The 18,891-nt window shown below is 39.2% G+C and carries 13 protein-coding genes; 2 read left to right on the plus strand and 11 right to left on the minus strand.

Features of this window, described 5'->3' with window-relative positions:
• Positions 1-7: 7 nt before the first annotated feature.
• From AC4NPH_RS24835 to gatC, 7 genes are all read right to left on the minus strand, one after another.
• On the minus strand, positions 8-2,746 hold the full coding sequence (locus AC4NPH_RS24835) for a GTPase domain-containing protein (RefSeq protein WP_098197392.1): 2,739 nt from the start codon (positions 2,744-2,746) through the stop codon (positions 8-10).
• Positions 2,747-2,941: 195 nt separating this feature from the next.
• A complete protein-coding gene (locus AC4NPH_RS24840; protein ID WP_013055060.1) occupies positions 2,942-3,757 on the minus strand; it encodes a YitT family protein in 816 nt (271 codons plus the stop codon).
• Positions 3,758-4,033: 276 nt separating this feature from the next.
• The gene (gene rlmD, locus AC4NPH_RS24845) at positions 4,034-5,407 is read right to left on the minus strand and encodes a 23S rRNA (uracil(1939)-C(5))-methyltransferase RlmD (RefSeq protein ID WP_013055059.1); all 1,374 of its coding nucleotides are present in this window, start codon (positions 5,405-5,407) and stop codon (positions 4,034-4,036) included.
• A 95-nt stretch (positions 5,408-5,502) separates the two neighbouring features.
• Positions 5,503-6,435, minus strand: a complete 933-nt coding sequence (locus AC4NPH_RS24850) for a diacylglycerol kinase (RefSeq protein WP_016762783.1) — start codon at positions 6,433-6,435, stop codon at positions 5,503-5,505.
• 234 nt (positions 6,436-6,669) lie between these two features.
• Entirely contained in the window at positions 6,670-8,100 is a 1,431-nt protein-coding gene (gene gatB / locus AC4NPH_RS24855) for an Asp-tRNA(Asn)/Glu-tRNA(Gln) amidotransferase subunit GatB (RefSeq protein ID WP_098197393.1), read from the minus strand.
• Between the two features lie 14 nt (positions 8,101-8,114).
• Positions 8,115-9,572 carry an Asp-tRNA(Asn)/Glu-tRNA(Gln) amidotransferase subunit GatA gene (gatA, locus tag AC4NPH_RS24860; RefSeq protein ID WP_013055056.1) on the minus strand — a complete coding sequence of 486 codons (1,458 nt, stop codon included), beginning with the start codon at positions 9,570-9,572 and terminating at the stop codon, positions 8,115-8,117.
• A gap of 16 nt (positions 9,573-9,588) precedes the next feature.
• Positions 9,589-9,879 carry an Asp-tRNA(Asn)/Glu-tRNA(Gln) amidotransferase subunit GatC gene (gene gatC, locus AC4NPH_RS24865; RefSeq protein ID WP_491939031.1) on the minus strand — a complete coding sequence of 97 codons (291 nt, stop codon included), beginning with the start codon at positions 9,877-9,879 and terminating at the stop codon, positions 9,589-9,591.
• A gap of 365 nt (positions 9,880-10,244) precedes the next feature.
• On the opposite strand from gatC, the gene AC4NPH_RS24870 reads away from it, so the two are divergent.
• Positions 10,245-10,730 (plus strand): DUF3920 family protein, encoded by a 486-nt coding sequence (locus AC4NPH_RS24870; protein WP_025601294.1) that lies wholly within the window; start codon positions 10,245-10,247, stop codon positions 10,728-10,730.
• A gap of 54 nt (positions 10,731-10,784) precedes the next feature.
• On the opposite strand, the gene AC4NPH_RS24875 is transcribed toward AC4NPH_RS24870, so the two are convergent.
• From AC4NPH_RS24875 to pcrB, 4 genes are read right to left on the minus strand one after another with little or no spacing between them, the layout of a single operon-like run.
• Positions 10,785-11,978, minus strand: coding sequence for a CamS family sex pheromone protein (locus AC4NPH_RS24875; protein WP_013055053.1), 1,194 nt, complete (start codon positions 11,976-11,978; stop codon positions 10,785-10,787).
• A gap of 13 nt (positions 11,979-11,991) precedes the next feature.
• The gene (gene ligA / locus AC4NPH_RS24880; RefSeq protein ID WP_098197394.1) at positions 11,992-13,998 is read right to left on the minus strand and encodes an NAD-dependent DNA ligase LigA; all 2,007 of its coding nucleotides are present in this window, start codon (positions 13,996-13,998) and stop codon (positions 11,992-11,994) included.
• 20 nt (positions 13,999-14,018) lie between these two features.
• On the minus strand, positions 14,019-16,244 hold the full coding sequence (pcrA, locus tag AC4NPH_RS24885; RefSeq protein WP_013055051.1) for a DNA helicase PcrA: 2,226 nt from the start codon (positions 16,242-16,244) through the stop codon (positions 14,019-14,021).
• Positions 16,245-16,296: 52 nt separating this feature from the next.
• Positions 16,297-16,995 carry a heptaprenylglyceryl phosphate synthase gene (pcrB, locus tag AC4NPH_RS24890; RefSeq protein WP_098197395.1) on the minus strand — a complete coding sequence of 233 codons (699 nt, stop codon included), beginning with the start codon at positions 16,993-16,995 and terminating at the stop codon, positions 16,297-16,299.
• A 512-nt stretch (positions 16,996-17,507) separates the two neighbouring features.
• On the opposite strand from pcrB, the gene AC4NPH_RS24895 reads away from it, so the two are divergent.
• Entirely contained in the window at positions 17,508-18,890 is a 1,383-nt protein-coding gene (locus AC4NPH_RS24895) for a glycine--tRNA ligase (protein WP_013055049.1), read from the plus strand.
• Position 18,891 lies beyond the last annotated feature (1 nt).

Consider the following 18,891-nt stretch of genomic DNA (forward strand, 5'->3'; position numbering starts at 1 on the left):
CCACCTTTTATACGTTGTAGTGTACCTCTTCTGTAGCTTTAACCATTAACTCATACTGACGCAAGCGAAGCTGGAATAATGTTAAAGGATCATGGTAAGCTTCAGGATTGGCTTTCATATGACTTAACACGTCTTGATTTTCATTAATATGCGCCTGTGTTTCTTCAATCGTTTCTTTTAAAACCTCTTTTGGCTTTTCAAAGAATAGTTCAATATCAACTTCTAAATTTTTCTCAAATAAATTAAATTGCATAAAAAACTTTGCCAGCATTGATTCTGTGATATCTTGATAGTCTTGACTTTCAATGTACTTTTTATATTGATTATAAAGCAGCGTTTGGTTTTGAAGAATGGAAGAAAACAGTTTTCCTGCTCCTTTTAACAAGAGCTGCGTTGGATTAACGCGAAGTAAAATATTTTCTTCGTCCAGCTGAACCCGATTAGCCATACGATTAACGTCGCGGCGCCAGTCGTCCAGTACTTTAAAATCGCAGGCTAACGTTAATTTTTGCTCATTGTACATCTTATTTAATGACTCTGCTACTTCTTCAATGTCTACTTGACTCGCAATCAGCTCTTCATTTGATGTAGCAATCCATTCCTTTAAAGAGATGCGGAACTTGGGCAGGACATCTTGCTGCAAGTGCTCTTCCACGCGCATATTCATTTGTTTATTCAGCTCAATATGAACCGTACTAAAATCACTGTCTTCCTTCACTAATTCTGAAGACTTTTTGAGTAAACGAGGAATTTTATTTTTTAGCTTTTTGCTAATATCCTCTTTGATTCCGTGATAAGCCGAAACAATACTACTCGCTTTTTCTTGTTCTAAGTCATCTACTCGATGCAAGAAGCCATTTAATCGCACAAGCATATCTTCGTTCCATTTAATGCTTTCAATCAAATGATTTTCTGTTTGATTTCTCTTCTCCACTAAGCTCTTTAGCATGCTTTGAATGAAGAACAGCAGTCTGCGCGCACGCTCTTCTACTCCAACGTCGTTTGGATCGTAATAGAAATTAGCTTTAATAAACTGAGCCAAGTCTCCGTGGTGCTGACTCGATACGTAGTGAGGCGTATAGGCTAATACATGTGCCTGCGGGAAATCAGCTCCAATGCTTGCTTCAAATTCTTTTGTAATTCGCTCAATCGTTGCTTGATTATAAAGACTGTCCATATTGTTGATGACAAAATGAACTGGCGTATTTGGCGCATGCTCTTTTATCTCCAGCAATAATTCTCTTTCTTCATCAAGCAGCGATTCTTTTGCATCAAGCACAAACAGTAAACCATCTGCTAAAGGAGCATATTTAAATGCATCCTGCTCACGTGCCTCTTGTTCTGTAAAACTTGGCGTAATAATGCATGAACAATTATGCTTATCAAGGAACGCAAAAGGTTTTTTCACTTCTACAAGCGCCTGGTGAGGAGATTGCTCCGCTCCGTCAATCGTTTCCATCGGAATGATTTCTTGATCAGCGATTTGCTGGATAGATTCTTCCTCATCATGAATGAACACAAAGGTTGTTTCGTGATTTTGCGGTACCTTTTCTTCTGTAATCGATCCCACAAATGAAGACGTTGCAGCATTTGTTCCTGTAATTAATAAGTGTGTCGTATGAGCATCTAATAAAAAATCTACCCACCATTTAAAGGTGTGCCCCACTTCTAAACCATTTTCATTAGCCCATTTAATAATGCCGTGGCAAAGCTTGTAGTGATATTCAAGACCATCAATGTCGTTACGCGCCTCAAAAATTAATCTGCCTGCATTTTCGATTGTAATGGTATCAATAGTTGACGGAAACTTTTCATTCCATGAAAGCACGGCCGCAGATGGAAATAACGCACGTGACTTATTGGTAATTTTAAGCCAGTTTGTTAATACGTTCGGAATGGCTTCATGCAATTCCTTTACAGAATGATCACTTTCCATCAAGTCGGTATACGTTTCTTGATAAAGAGTTGAAATCTCTTGCCAATAATCATAGAGGCCCACTTCAATATTCAAGAAAATATCATTGATGGTTTTAATCCAAGCAAGATAAGGAGGCTGGCTCTTATATTGTTTCCATAAAGCTGAGACAAGCTGTTTGAAATACACTTGATCCACTTTGTAAAATGCAATCATAACTTGATAAAAATAGTTAGGGATAAAGTTTGCTGTATATCCTTTATCTACGTAAGTCTTTAATACCGCAAACCAATTTAACGATTCTGTCCGAATACACTCATCTACCGCAAGCTCCACTGCGCTGTTAAAGTCTTCTTGCTCTTCATAAAATCTGCGTGCAATCGCCGTGACGTTTGGATAATCCGGCTGAGAAGCAACCAGCTCGTTAATGACTTCATAAGCTCGTTCAATATTGTTATGGTCCGTATAAAGCGAAAACAGCTTTAGCGCTATTTCAGCTTTTAATACTTTTGAATCCGTTTCGATGGATAGGTAAAGCTCTTCAGCTAGCGTAGACAATCCCAACTCATAATGCGCGTCGGCTGTATTTTTCTTCGCCCACAGCTTAAATTCACCATTTACATTCTCCCACTTAAAAATCGCGGACTCAAAATCTTGATTATGGAAGTAAACTTCTCCCTGGGCTAAGCGAACGAGCGATAAGTCGTACCACTCTTTTTGCTGCTCTTCGTAATAAGCTTGTCCAAGGACCTTTACAGGCGGCTGATTTTCATTTTCTTGCATAAACGTTTCGTAATATTTCTTTTTCGTTAACTGATATTCTACCGTCATATAGTCTCTCCTTTTTGATGTCAATATTTTATGTACTCTATCAAATTCCCTTTTTTATACTTTTCATACACGATATTTTCTTACTCATATTTTACGCAAAAAAAGCCTCAAGAACTACTCTTAAGGCTTTTTTTATAACTTTTATACTATAAAAATGGCTATTTATCATAAATGGGCGCTGAAATAACAAATATATTAATAGGCATCCCGTCGAAACAGCCCCATTACTTCTACCGTTTCCGTAATATTTACGAAAGCTTCAGGATCCACCGATTGAATTAACTGCTTGAGGTTTGCAAGCTCATAGCGTGAAATCACCGTCATTAATATTTTACGGTCTTCTCTTGAATAAGCTCCTTCACCGTTCATTAACGTCACGCCGCGCACCAAATTCGTAAGAAGCTGCTGCTTCATTTCTTCACCTTTTCTCGTAATAATGGTTAACGTGAGCTTAATATGGCGAGTATGAATTGCATCCACTACTTTTCCTGTGACGAAAATCGAAAGCATCGTATATAAAGCCGCGTCCCAATTCACAAAAAAACCTGAAACAAACACAACCACGGCATTCATCGCTGATAATATAGCGCCAAGCGGGAATTCTTTTTTATGCGTAAGAAGCATCGCAATAATATCAAATCCACCTGTCGAAGCTGACTGACGAAAAACAAACCCTACGCCAATTCCAGTTAAAACTCCTCCAAAAACAGCTGACAGAATAGGATCTGTACTAACAGCTCTCAAGGGAATCACGTATAAAGCAATTGATAAAGCCACAACGGACAGCAGGGTATGTAAAACAAACCGCTTTCCTAACTTCATAAAACCAATAATTAAAAGGGGTAAATTCAACAAAAAATTCATTGTTCCCGTGCTTGCAGGCGTTAAAATTCCTATAATCATAGCAATACCGCTAATGCCGCTGCTTAACACTTTATGGGGGATTAAAAACCAATTGTATGCAAATCCAATTAACACAGAACCTGCTATAATAGCAATTGCTCTATACATGATGTCCCTTCACCTCTTACCACAAATATAATGTTTTCATTTATTGCTTCTTTATTATAATTCCTAAAATATTGAAAACCTTAAAAAAAGTATATTCAGAAATTTGTTGTGTTGGTGGGGTGGACAAACGGCAAAATAAAACGGACATAACGGCAATTAGCGCTTTTATATCGAGTTTTATCTGCTTTTGGTATGAGCACTCTAACTTTGTCTTTTTCTTGCTTATTCAAAATAAAAAGCTGCTATCTTTACTAAGATAGCAGCTTTGATGAAGAGTTATTTTAATTTTAAGACCGCCACATTCTCCACATGTGTCGTATGCGGAAACATATCAACAGGCTGAACTTCAACCGTCTCATATCCGCCTTTTTCTAAAATAGCTAAATCACGCGCAAGAGTTGCTGGTCCGCATGACACATAGACAACTTTTTTCGGCTTCATGTCAATGATGGTATTCAAAAGAGCTTCGTCGCATCCTTTTCGCGGCGGATCTACGACGATGACGTCCGCTTTGATGCCTTGTTTGTACCAGTTTGGAATGACGACTTCTGCTTCGCCTACTTCAAATTCAGCGTTGTGAATACCGTTTAGCTCAGCGTTTCGCTTTGCATCTTCAATCGCTTCAGGCACGATTTCAACGCCATATACTTTTTTCGCTTTTTGAGCGAGAAATAACGAGATTGTTCCGATTCCACAGTAGGCGTCAATTACCGTTTCTTCTCCTGTTAAATCTGCATACTCAAGCGCTTTGTCATAAAGCACTTTCGTTTGCTCAGGGTTTACTTGGTAAAATGATTTTGCTGAAATGGCAAATTTAACGTCGCCGATATAGTCGTAAATATATTCTTCTCCCCAAAGTACGTTCGTTTGGTTCCCTAAAATGACGTTTGTGCGCTTGCTGTTTACGTTTTGAACAATTGATTTTACGTTCGGCACGGCTTCGATAATGTCTTCTATAATACGCTTTTTGTTTGGCAGCTCAGCTGTACGAGTCACAATTACAACCATGATTTCACCCGTTACAAGCCCGTAACGCGCCATGATATGACGAAGCGAGCCTTTATGTTTTTGTTCCTGATAAGCAGAAACGTCATGCTTTTCACAGATTGATCTGACAGCTTGAACAACATCATCATTTGCCTGCTGCTGAATCAAACAGGCATCCATGTTAATGATGTCGTGGCTTCGCTGCTGATAAAACCCAGCGACCAAACCGCCTTCTCTTTCTGCTACGGGCACTTGAGCTTTGTTTCGATAGCGCCAAGGATCATTCATTCCTAGCGTCGAATGTACCGGAACGTCAGGTAAATGACCAATTCGCGCCATGACGTCTTTTACTTGCTTTTGTTTAAATTGCAGCTGTCCTTCATAGCTTACATGCTGCAGCTGACAGCCTCCGCACTGCTTGTAGACCGGACAAGGTGCTTCAACACGCTGTTCACTAATTGTATGGTGTTTGATAAGCTTGCCAAACGCATAGCCTTTTTTTACTTTAATGACTTTTACTTGGCCGCTTTCGCCGGGCAGCGCATTTTGAACGAAAACAGGAAATCCGTTCACTTTCGCTACACCCGCTCCGTCATGCGTTAAATCTTCAAACGCGACATCTATATATTCATTTTTTTCTACAGGTGGTTTTAATTTTTCCATTTATCGTTACATCCTTTTAGTCATTTGAAAATGCTGAACTGATTGTACCATAAGAGCGAAAGCCAAACAAAGAAAAGCATGAAAAAAGATCGCAATTAGGCGATCTCATTTTTTTCCATCAATTCAGCTGTTGCTTTTGGAACAAAGATTTCTACATGGCGATATAAGTTTACAAATTCCCCAGGCAATAACCCTCCGTACTCGCCATCTAGATTTAGCTGCATTTTATCATTCGTATGAATTTTAACACGGTTCGCTTTTGTATAAATAATATGAGGATCATTGATATGTTCTCCTCGCAGCGCAAGTGTCGCAATTCGAATAAATTCAGCTAAATTTGCTTTCTTTAAAATAATCAAATCAAACATACCGTCATCTAAAGAAGAATCTGGTGCCAGCTTTTCAAAGCCGCCGACTGAGTTCGTTAAGGAAACGAGGAAGAACATAATCTCGCCGCCAAAGAATTTTCCGTCATACTCAATTTCAACAGATGTTGGTTTAATAGAAGGAAGCATTTCCATGCCTTTTAAATAGTAAGCTAGCTGTCCAAGCATTGTTTTTAACTTGCTTGGCACTTCATATGTTAATTCAGTTAAACGGCCGCCTCCGGCGATATTTACAAAGTAATGCGTTTCTCCGTCGTTTGTTACACAGCCCAAGTCAATTGGCTTTGTTACGCCTTCTACAATGACATCAATAGCGCCTTCAATCGTGCGCGGCACATTAATGGCACGAGCAAAGTCATTGGTTGTTCCCACAGGAATAATACCTAGCTGCGGGCGATAGTCTTGTCCGGCAATACCGTTTACGACTTCATTGATGGTACCGTCTCCACCGGCTGCAATTACAACGTCAAAACGACGTTCTACCGCTACTTTAGCAGCTTCTGTTGCATCACCAGCACAAGTTGTAGCATGACAAGATGTTTCGTAGCCTGCTTGCTCTAGCTTTTGCAAGACTTCCGGTAAGTTTTTCTTAAAAATTTCACGGCCCGATGTCGGGTTATAAATAATTCTCGCTCTTTTCATATTCATCATCCTAATAATGATAATTTGTCACAAATCTTTGCCTACTTTTATCAGTGAAAGAATGCCCCCTCACATTACATCATCAACAAGAGGGGGCATGAACAAACATATTATAAAGAAATTAACCTTGATATACAATATTCACGTTTCGGTTTTTATTCATACCTTCAGCGTGATCGCCCTTACTCATAATAAATGTGAGATGGATATCCACCTCACATTTAGTTATCAAATTTAGCGTTTATTAATTTCTTCTAAAAGAATTTTATTAACCATCGGTGGGTTCGCTTGGCCTTTTGAAGCTTTCATAATTTGACCAACTAAGAAGCCAATTGCACGATCCTTACCGTTTTTGAAATCTTCAATAGATTGAGGGTTTGCATCTAATGCATCTGTTACGAATTTACGTAAAGTTGCATCATCAGAAATTTGTACAAGACCTTTTTCTTTTACAATTTTCTTTGCATCTCCGCCATTTTCAATTAATTCTTTGAATACTTTTTTCGCAATTTTAGACGAAATTGTACCTTCTTGAATTAATTGAATCATACCAGCTAGACCTTCAGGTGTTAAGGCTACATCTGAAAGTTCTTTTTGGTTTGAGTTTAAGTAAGCAGAAACTTCACCCATTAACCAGTTAGAAGATAGCTTCGCGTCTCCGCCCGCAGCAAGCGTTGATTCAAAGAAATCAGACATTTCTTTTGTTAGCGTTAATACCATTGCATCATAAGCAGGTAAACCAAGCTCTTCTACATAGCGCTTTTTACGAGCATCTGGAAGTTCAGGAATCGAAGCACGAACGCGTTCTTTCCACTCTTCGTCGATGTGTAATTCTAATAAGTCAGGCTCTGGGAAGTAGCGGTAGTCGTCAGATCCTTCTTTTACACGCATTAGAATTGTTTCGCCCGTAGACTCGTCAAAACGGCGTGTTTCTTGCTCGATTAAGCCACCAGACAATAACACTTTTTCTTGACGAATTTCTTCGTGTTCAAGACCGCGGCGCACATAGTTAAATGAGTTTAAGTTCTTTAACTCAGCTTTTGTACCGAACTCTTCTTGTCCAACTGGACGTAAAGAAATATTGGCATCACAGCGAAGTGAACCTTCTTCCATTTTACAATCAGATACGCCTGTATATTGAATAATTGATTTTAATTTTTCTAAATAAGCATATGCTTCTTCAGGAGAACGCATATCTGCTTCTGATACAATCTCAATTAGAGGTGTACCTTGACGGTTGAAGTCTACTAGTGAATAGCCATCGCCTGTATGCGTTAACTTACCAGCATCTTCTTCTAAATGAAGTCGGTTGATACGAATACGCTTCGTTTCACCTTTAACTTCTACTTCAATCCAACCGTTCTCGCCAATTGGTTTATCAAATTGAGAGATTTGATAAGCTTTTGGGTTATCCGGATAGAAATAGTTTTTACGGTCAAACTTTGTATCTGTTGCGATTTCACAGTTTAGCGCAAGCGCTGCTTTCATTGCAAAATCAACTGCTTCTTTATTTAACACAGGTAATACTCCAGGATAACCTAAGTCAATTACACTTGTGTTAGCATTTGGAGCCGCACCAAATGCGTTTGGACTTGCTGAGAAAATTTTAGATTTTGTCTTAAGCTCAACGTGTACTTCAAGACCAATAATCGTTTCAAAGTTCATCTTTATCTCACCCCTTACAGTGCTGGTTTCGCTTTATGATGCTCAGTTGCTTGTTCGAATGCATGAGCAACACGATAGATTGTGCTTTCGTCGAAATGCTTACCGATAATTTGTAACCCTAATGGCAATCCATTTGATAAGCCGCAAGGCACAGAAATACCAGGTACTCCAGCAAGGTTTACTGGGATTGTTAAAATATCGTTTGCATACATTGTTAATGGATCGTCTGTTTTCTCACCAATTTTGAATGATGGAGTTGGTGTAGTCGGTCCAATGATAACGTCATAGTTTTCAAATACAGACTCAAAGTCTTGCTTAATTAACGTACGTACTTGCTGTGCTTTTTTGTAGTAAGCATCATAATAACCAGAGCTTAACGCAAATGTTCCAAGCATGATACGGCGTTTTACTTCGTTTCCAAAGCCTTCGCTTCGAGACTGCTTGTACATTTCGATTAAGTTCTCAGCATTATCTGTACGATATCCGTAGCGAACGCCGTCAAAACGAGATAAGTTAGCAGACGCTTCAGAAGAAGATAATAGATAATACGTAGCTAATGCGTATTTAGAGTGTGGAAGCGATACTTCTTCCCAAGTTGCGCCTAGTCCTTCTAACACTTTTAGTGCATCTAAAACAGACTGGCGAGCTTCTTCGCCCACACCTTCGCCTAAGTATTCTTTTGGAACAGCAATTTTAAGACCTTTTACGTCACCTGTTAAAGCAGATACATAATCCGGTACATCAACATTAGCAGAAGTAGAATCCATTGGGTCTACGCCTGAAATTGCTTGAAGTAAGTATGCATTATCTTCAACAGAATTTGTGATTGGTCCGATTTGATCTAAAGAAGATGCAAATGCCACTAATCCGTAACGAGATACGCGACCATACGTTGGTTTTAATCCGACAACACCGCAATAAGCAGCTGGCTGACGAATTGAACCACCTGTATCAGAACCTAAAGAAAACGGAACTTCGCCTGCTGCTACAGCTGCAGCTGAACCACCGCTAGATCCACCTGGTACGTAATCTAAATTCCATGGGTTGCGCGTTAACTGAAGACCTGAGTTTTCAGTTGAAGAACCCATTGCGAATTCATCCATATTTAATTTACCGATGGTTACCGCTTCAGCTGCCTGCAATTTTTGAACAACTGTTGCATCATAAATCGGATCAAAGTTTGCTAGAATTTTACTAGAACAAGTTGTACGTAAATCTTTTGTGACAATATTATCTTTTACACCGATTGGCATACCAAATAATAGGCCAAATTCATCTTTTGTTTGTAGTGCTTCATCTAGCTCTTTTGCATAAGCACGAGCATTGTCTTCATTAAGCGCTAAGAACGCACCTACTTTATCATCTACTTCATTAATACGTTTATATGATTCGTCTACTAAATCTTGTACACGTACTTCTTTCTTGTGTAAAAGGCTATGTAGTTCTGAAAGTTTACGATCGAATAAAGACATCGTAAAGCCTCCTTCCTTATTCTAAAATAGTTGGTACTCGAATGTAGCCATCCTTGTGGTCTGGCGCATTTTTTACTACGTCTTCAATTGGTAAACCTTTAGCTGGCTTATCTTCACGCATTACGTTTTTCATATCCAATACGTGAGAAGTTGGTTGGACATTTGTAGTATCTAACTCATCTAATTGTTCTGCATATGTAATAATAGCATCTAATTGTTTTGTAAATAGTTCTGCTTCGTCATCCGTCACCGCAAGTCTCGCTAAGTTTGCAACGTGTTTTACTTGATCAACAGAAATTCTTGACATGTTCCTTCACCTCCGAATATTCGTCCCACTACAATATACTGATAATACCAAACTTCACTAGCAACAGGCAACATTTCTGAGACTAGTTCCTAAAATATTAAAAACCCCGCCAGGCAAGACAGGGCTTACATTTATCACTTCTATTTTATACCAAATCCATTTCATTCAAACAACATTCCATACTTTTCCTTCGTCATAAAATATTTCTCTCTTGCATAGGTATAAAATAACCTTCTTTTTAGAAAAGATAGATAGAAAGAGAAACATGCTTCAGATGAACACACCACCATGTTTTAATTTCACTAGTCTTTGGGAAAGTAAAGAAAACGAATAACTACTTTACCGTAAAAGAGGTGCTATAAAAATTGAATAAAATACTTATACAGTCAGTCATCCACCAGCGCCCTGAGTATCAGCAAAGCGGAAGATGGTTTGTATTAGATGAAGAATTCAAGTGGGATTTGTCCACCTTGCAAAAAGATGTTTTTGCTTGTTTAAATAAAGCCTTTCATATTCCTATAATTTTTTGTGATTCATGCGAAGCCAATAAAATTGTCTCTGCTCTTGGAGAAGAAGAAGCAGAATACCTGCAGTTTGCATCAGGCGTTTACTGGCGAGAAGTCGGCATTATATTTATTTTTAAATTTGATGACTATCTTCCGCTTATTGAAACGATCTTTCACGAGCTGCGCCACTATATTCAAGATCACATCCCTTATTATCAGAAAGAATTTGAGCTGGATAAAAAGCGCCCGTATGAAGAGCGGACAACTGAACAAGATGCATTTGCATTTGCTGCTTATTATCTTGCTAAGTTTACAAGACAAAATTCTCACGCCATTCCTTCATAGGAGGCAATTTCATAGAATTAGAAAAAGACACTGCTTGAGCAGTGTCTTTTTTGCTTACTCTTCGTAAATATGAACGAACGGCTTGTCCTCATCTGCTTTTCTAACAATGAGAGCTTCAGGTCCGCTTACTGAGTTAATAGAGATACTCGTTTCCATATATGAAGGGAAATGATCAAGCATTAAACCAGCAACGTACTGAGTAAATCCTACAATTTCACCTTTTCCGTAAAATTGGACGGGAATATCAATCGTCATTTTTTGAAGCTGTCCATCTTTGTAATACCCTTTCCCTACTACGCTTGTAAAGTTCGGGAAGTAGTCTTCGATTTGCGCTTTGAACTCATCAAATTTCATCGCATCATCTCGGTGATCTTTTGTTGCATCTGATGATGGGAATAAATAATATTTCTCGTCTAAATCATCCCAGCTGCCAACGGCCGTATCATTTGAACCTGCATTTCCGACAGCCATAAAGTTACCTGGCGTTAAAGAAGCCTTAGCACTTTGTTTAAATAACGCTACTCGAATTGGAACGTTTTCTAAGCCCTTAATATTACGCATCCGCTGCACAATTTCATCGGCCATCTTTTTGCCTTGCTCTTCAATATTTTTATCAGTTAGTTGTTTTTCACGAGCATAACCATTTTCTTCTGTATAATAATGAACAGAATTCATCGCCAGGCCAATTGTGACGCCTCCAAGTTTTACCTTGTCGTCTCCGTCTTGGATAAGGTAATCTTGCTCAGTAATGTTCGCTAAGTACATTGGACTTGTTTCGTTACGAGTTTTCAAATCGCCTTTTTCTGTATCAATTGGGTTTAATCCATTATTCTTAAGTTTCTTTTTCGCCGTAGCATCTTTTGTTTTGCTTTGAAGATCTTTAAACTGTTTATCGCTCAGCTTACGGCTTAACCATGAGCGAATAGTATCTTTATCAAGGTACTGGCCTTCTTGATACACATATTTTTTCGGAGAATAGCTATCTGTCGATAAGCGCATTAAACCTGTTTCAAATTCTTGCGCATCCAAGCGGTTGTTTAAGTTTGCTGCTACTAAGCCTCTTGCCACTCCCGCTTTAAATGGAAGAATTGTTCGGTAATAATCATCTGAAATACTATACTTCGGAATAACTGCTTTTTCTTTCTTGTTGTTGGTTTGTTGAACAGTCTCTTTATCGTCTGAAAGATTCGGTGCACACGCTGAAGTTACAAGCATGACCGCAAGAGAAAGTAACAATATCTTTTTCAACTACACACACCTCTTATTTATTTAATTCCGTAAGTAGCCTTGCCTCATCCCATACTTCAATTTCAAGCTCGTTAGCTTTTGTCAGTTTGGAACCAGCCTCTTCCCCTGCCACAACAAGGTCTGTCTTTTTACTTACGCTTCCTGTGACTTTACCGCCAAGTGCTTCAATTTGTGCTTTTGCCTCATTGCGAGATAGCTGTTCAAGCTTACCTGTTAATACAACGGTTTTACCAGCAAAAACAGAATCTACATTTTCTACACTTACAAGCTTGGGTCCTTTGTATGTAAGGTTTACTCCATACTCTTTTAATTCATGTATAAGTTCTTGAACCTCTTCTTGTGTAAAGTAAGCGACAATAGCATCAGCCATTTTGGCACCAATTTCATTAATTGCCACTAATTCATCATACGTTGCTTTTGTTAACTTGTCTATGGTTTCAAAGTGCTGAGCTAACGTCTTTGCAGCTTTTGCTCCGACATGGCGAATGCCCAAACCAAAAAGCAAACGCTCAAGCGAATTTTCTTTCGATGCTTCGATGGCCGCAATCAAATTATCAGCAGATTTCTCACCCATGCGCTCAAGCTCGATTAACTGCTGTTTTGTCAGCGTATAAATATCCGCTACATCTTTAATTAACTGTTCGCGAAATAATTGCGATATAACTTTTTCACCAAGTCCATCAATGTTCATCGCATTGCGGGACACGAAATGAATAAGTCCTTCACGAATTTGAGCAGGACAGCTTGGATTAATGCAGCGAAGCGCAACTTCTCCTTCTAAACGCACCAGTTCACTTTCACATTCCGGGCAGTGAGTAGGCATCGTAAACTCTTGCTCTTCTCCCGTTCGCTTCTCCTCAATCACATTCACTACTTCAGGAATAATATCTCCTGCTTTTTTCACTACGACATAATCTCCGATGCGAATGTCTTTTTCACGAATCAAATCTTCATTGTGAAGAGATGCACGCTGTACCGTCGTACCTGCTACTTGAACCGGCTCCAAAATAGCTGTTGGCGTAATGACCCCTGTCCGGCCTACCGTCAGCTCAATATTTACAAGCTTGGTTACAACTTCTTCAGCAGGAAACTTATAAGCAATAGCCCAGCGTGGACTTTTGGCCGTTGTTCCAAGCTCAGCCTGCTGATCAAATGAATCTACTTTTACAACAATGCCATCAATATCATAAGATAGTTCTGGACGTTGCGTTTGCCAGCTTTCGATGTAAGCAATCACATCATCAATGGTTTCACACGTCTGTCTTTCTCTATTTGTTTTAAAACCAAGCTCATCGAGCAAATTCAAACTTTCGCTGTGAGAGTCGATTTCTAATTCTCCTGTATCAGTCATGGCATATACAAAGATATCTAAATTACGTTTTGCCGCAATTTTAGGATCTAGCTGACGCAGTGAGCCTGCAGCTGCGTTACGCGGGTTAGCAAACGGAACTTCATCCCTTTTCATTTTTGCTTCATTAAGTGCTTCGAATGATTTTCTCGGCATAAATGCTTCTCCGCGAACTTCCATTGATAACGGTTCTTTAATTCGCAGTGGAATAGAGCGAATTGTTTTTAAGTTTTCAGTAATATTTTCACCCGTCGTACCGTCTCCGCGCGTAGCCCCCAGTACTAAGTATCCATCTTCATAGCGAAGAGATACAGCTAGGCCGTCAATTTTAAGTTCGCATACATAAGAAAACTCATCTCCAACGGCTTGGCGCACTCGGCGATCAAAATCCCGAAGGTCTTCTTCATTAAATGCATTTCCTAAACTTAGCATAGACGTTTGATGCTGAACCTTCTCAAACGCATCGAGCACTTGGCCGCCGATGCGCTGAGTAGGTGAGTCAGCTGTTTTTAATTCTGGAAATGATTCTTCTATCTCAATTAACTCATTCATTAACTTATCGTATTCTGCATCTGGAACAGATGGCTGATCTAACACATAATATTCATAGCCATATTGATTTAATAAGTCACGTAATTCTTGAACGCGTGATTTTGCTGTCTCAAACTCCATATTCTAGCTCCTTTTCACGATTACACTTTCGTAACCGGGGCAAATTTAGCAAGCAGTCTTTTTACACCTGTAGGACTAGGAAAAGCAATGTCTAATTCTTTTGAATCTCCTTCTCCTTTTACACTTACAACTGTACCAATTCCCCATTTTTTATGCTCGGCCTTATCTCCAACGCTCCATCCAATTGATTCACTGCCTGTTGACACAAGCTTCGTTTTTGCCACGGCCGCTTGTCGGCGCGCTGCAAACGGCGAAGCTGAAGCCCCTGAACGACCAGCAGCAGGTTTGCGCATTGCTTCATTTAAAGATTCCACAAGCTCGCTTGGGATTTCTCCAATGAAGCGCGACTTTGGATTAACGTTTGTTTTACCAAATAGTGTGCGCATTTGAGCATTTAATAAATACAATTCTTGTTCAGCACGTGTAATCCCTACGTAGGCTAAGCGTCGTTCCTCTTCCATTTCATTATCTTCGAATAATGATCGGCTATGAGGGAATACGCCTTCTTCCATACCCATTAGAAAAACAACCGGGAACTCTAGACCTTTTGCCGAGTGAAGCGTCATCAGAATCACTTGTTCGTTCTCTTCTTCTTCCTCGTCGTCAAGCTTATCGATATCAGCAACAAGTGCTAAATCGGTTAAAAATGCTACTAAGCTTTTATCTTCACTTGCTTCTTCAAACGTTTTTGTGACAGATAAAAACTCATCAATATTCTCTAAGCGGCTTTGTGCTTCAATTGTTTTTTCCACTTTAAGCGCTTCACGGTATCCCGTTCTTTCTAATACTTGTTCCACAAGCTCTGTAACAGACATATAGTCTTGCATTTGAGCTAAATTCGAAATCATCGATTGGAAATCACGAAGGGCTTTTGTTGCTTTGCCTGTTAATCCCATTAATTCTACTTCATCCAGCGCTTTGAAAATAGAAATGTCATGAACGTTTCCGTAATTGGCCACTTTATCGACTGAAGTAGCTCCAACTCCGCGCTTTGGAACGTTTACAATACGAGCTAAGCTAATGTCATCATCTTGGTTGGCGATTAAGCGCAAGTACGCAAGTAAATCTTTAATCTCTTTGCGGTCGTAGAACTTAATGCCGCCGACAATTGTATAATTAATATTGGATTTTAACAGCACTTCCTCCATCACACGAGACTGTGCATTTGTACGATACAAAATGGCAAAATCACTGTATTTACGCTTTCCGCTGTCTACTGCTTCTTTAATTTTACGTGCTACAAACTGTGCCTCATCATGCTCACTCATTGCTTGGTAATGATAAATCTTCTGGCCTTCATCGTTTTCCGTCCATAAGTTTTTCACTTTACGATTCATATTGTTTGCAATGACACCGTTTGCTGCAGCCAAAATCGTTTTAGTTGAACGATAATTTTGTTCAAGCAAAATGGTTTTGGCTTTTGGGTAATCTTTTTCAAATGACAAGATATTTGTAATGTCAGCCCCGCGCCAGCGGTAAATAGACTGATCTGAATCCCCTACTACGCATACATTTTCAAATCTTGCAGCTAGCAAGCGAACCAGCATATACTGTGCATGGTTTGTATCTTGATACTCGTCCACATGAATATATTGAAACTTGCGCTGATAGTAAGTTAACACTTCAGGAACTCGTTTAAATAGCTGAATCGTTGTCATAATCAAATCATCAAAATCGAGCGCTTGGTTTTTCTTTAAACGCTTTTCATACTCTTTGTAGACTTTGCTTACAACTTCTTCATATGGTCCCGCTGCTGTTTTATCAAATTCTTCCGCTACTTTCAGCTCATTTTTAGCTGAACTGATGCTTCCTAATAACGAGCGCGGATCGAATTTTTTTGGATCGATGTTTTGATCTTTTAAAATGTTTTTAATAACGGACAGCTGATCGGTTGAATCTAAAATTGTAAAGTTTCGATTAAAGCCAATACGATCAATATCTCTTCGTAAAATACGTACGCACATCGAGTGGAAAGTTGAAATCCAAATATCTTCCGCTACTCCGCCAACGATACTTGCCACACGCTCTCTCATCTCACGAGCTGCTTTGTTTGTAAAAGTAATGGCTAAAATATTCCAAGGTGCAACTTCTTTTTCTGCCATTAAAAACGCAATTCGATGCGTTAATACACGTGTTTTTCCACTTCCTGCACCGGCCATAAGTAATAGTGGTCCGTCTGTTGTTTTAACTGCCTCTTGCTGCTGAGGGTTTAATCCTGTTAATAATTTTTCACTTAAAAAATTCACGTTTTCACCGCCTATATCGAACATATATTCTCTATTCTACTTTATTTATTTTTCACTGTGCAATATTCTTTTTTACTGCTTTTACAGTTTTTAACGCTTCCGCTAAATTTGTATAAATAACATTTCCTACAATAACCGTATCGGCTAGCTCTCCCATCTCACTCGCTTGCTCTTTTGTCTCAATACCTCCGCCGTAAAATAACTTCGTCTCATTTAGCGAATTTTTAACTTCTGCCACTAATTCAGAATCTCCATACGTTCCGCTGTATTCTAGATAGAAAACGGGCAAATGAAACATGCGTTCAGCCATACGAGCATACGCTACAACGTCTTCTGTGTTCAAATCTGTTTTCGCTTCCGTTAGCGCAGCTACTTTTGCTTCGGGGTTAAGTACGCAGTATCCTTCTACAAAAATTTCATCCCAGTCCATGATCTCTCCGTATTCCTTCATCGCCCCGTGATGTAAATCAACAATCCACTTTGGATCCTTGCTGTTTAAAACGGTCGGAATAAAATAAGAATCAAACCCAGGTGTGACAGAGTCAATTGTTGATACTTCAAGCGCACACGGCACCGTATAGCGGCGAATCCGCATTAACAGCTGCAGTACATTGTCTAGAGTCACTCCGTCAGATCCTCCGACAAGAACCGCATCCGTGCCGGATTCGCAAATTTTTTCTAAATCTGCATCTGAAATCTCTTTATTAGGATCTAATTTAAAGACATGTCTCCACTCTTTAATATCATACATATATGTTCCTCCATTTCTTTACACTTAAAAGTTCGCGCTCGTCCATTTGTTCATTATAACAAAACTAAGAGGGTGAAACGAAAGGAAAACCGAACTTTTCATTACGTTTTTTGTTTTCAAAAAATATGTATAAAAGATATGGTTTTATCCTCAAATTCCGGAAGAAAACATCACAAAAAAAGCCCATTTTGCACAAGGTTATTGTTTCTCTGCATAGGATATGCTAATATATAGCTACTAAAATTCATATGATATACGCTGAAGGATCAATAGTACTTAAATCCTCTTCACAAAGCGAACTAGGGACGGTGGGAGCCTAGAGAATGGTTTAAGGAAAAGGCAATCTGGAGTATATACAGACGAAGGTGGATACATTTTGTATCAACCAGGGTGGAACCGCGGGAAAAACTCTCGTCCCTGGGCATATTGTTGATATGCCCAGGGACGAGAGTTTTTTTGTACCCGCTCTTTTTGTTTCGCTTGAATCACTACCATTTACAGGAGGAATTAGAATGTCAAAAACAATGGATCAAATCGTATCTCACGCTAAACACCGCGGCTTTGTATTTCAAGGATCTGAAATTTACGGCGGTCTTGCAAATACATGGGATTACGGCCCGCTTGGCGTAGAATTAAAAAACAATATTAAAAAAGCATGGTGGAAAAAATTCATTCAAGAATCTCCATACAACGTTGGTTTAGACGCTGCGATTTTGATGAACCCAAAAACATGGGAAGCTTCTGGTCACTTAGGAAACTTTAATGACCCAATGATCGACTGTAAGGATTGTAAAGCTCGTCATCGTGCCGATAAATTAATTGAAGAAAAACTTCAAGAAAAAGGCATTGAAATGATCGTAGACGGCCTTTCATTTGATGCAATGGCTGACTTAATTAAAGAACATGAAATTACATGTCCTGAGTGTGGTTCAGCTAACTTCACTGAAATTCGTCAATTTAACTTAATGTTCAAAACGCACCAAGGTGTAACTGAAACATCAACAAATGAAATTTACCTTCGTCCTGAAACAGCTCAAGGTATTTTCGTAAACTTTAAAAACGTTCAGCGCTCAATGCGTAAAAAGCTTCCGTTCGGTATCGGCCAAGTGGGTAAAAGCTTCCGTAACGAAATTACACCTGGTAACTTCACATTCCGTACGCGTGAATTTGAACAAATGGAACTTGAATTCTTCTGTAAACCAGGCACTGAATTAGAGTGGTTTAACTACTGGAAAGAAACATGTAACAAATGGCTTCTTTCTCTTGGTATGAAAGAAGAAAACGTTCGTCTTCGCGACCATGATGATGATGAACTTTCTCACTACAGTAATGCAACAACGGACTTTGAATACAAGTTCCCATTCGGCTGGGGCGAACTATGGGGCGTAGCTTCTCGTACAGACTATGACTTAAAGCAGCATATGGAACACTCTGGAGAAGACTTCCAATATGTTGATCAAGAAACAAACGAACGCTATGTACCTTACTGCATCGAGCCTTCTTTAGGCGCTGACCGTGTAACATTAGCTTATATGATTGATGCATATGAAGAAGAAACGTTAGAAGATGGCTCTTCTCGTACAGTTATGCAGCTTCACCCTGCTTTAGCACCATTTAAAGCTGCTGTATTGCCACTTTCTAAAAAGCTTTCTAACGAAGCTCGCGCTGTCTTTGAAGATTTAGCAAAATACTTTATGATTGACTATGATGATGCTGGTTCAATCGGGAAACGTTACCGTCGCCATGATGAAATCGGTACGCCGTTCTGTATTACATTCGACTTCGATTCATTAGAAGACAATCAAGTAACAATCCGTAACCGCGACACAATGGAACAAAAACGTGTAGCAATTAGCGACCTTAAAAATATCATTGAAGAAGCAACTCAATTTTAAT

The sequence above is a fragment of the Priestia sp. MDV22-iso46 genome, assembly GCF_058629175.1.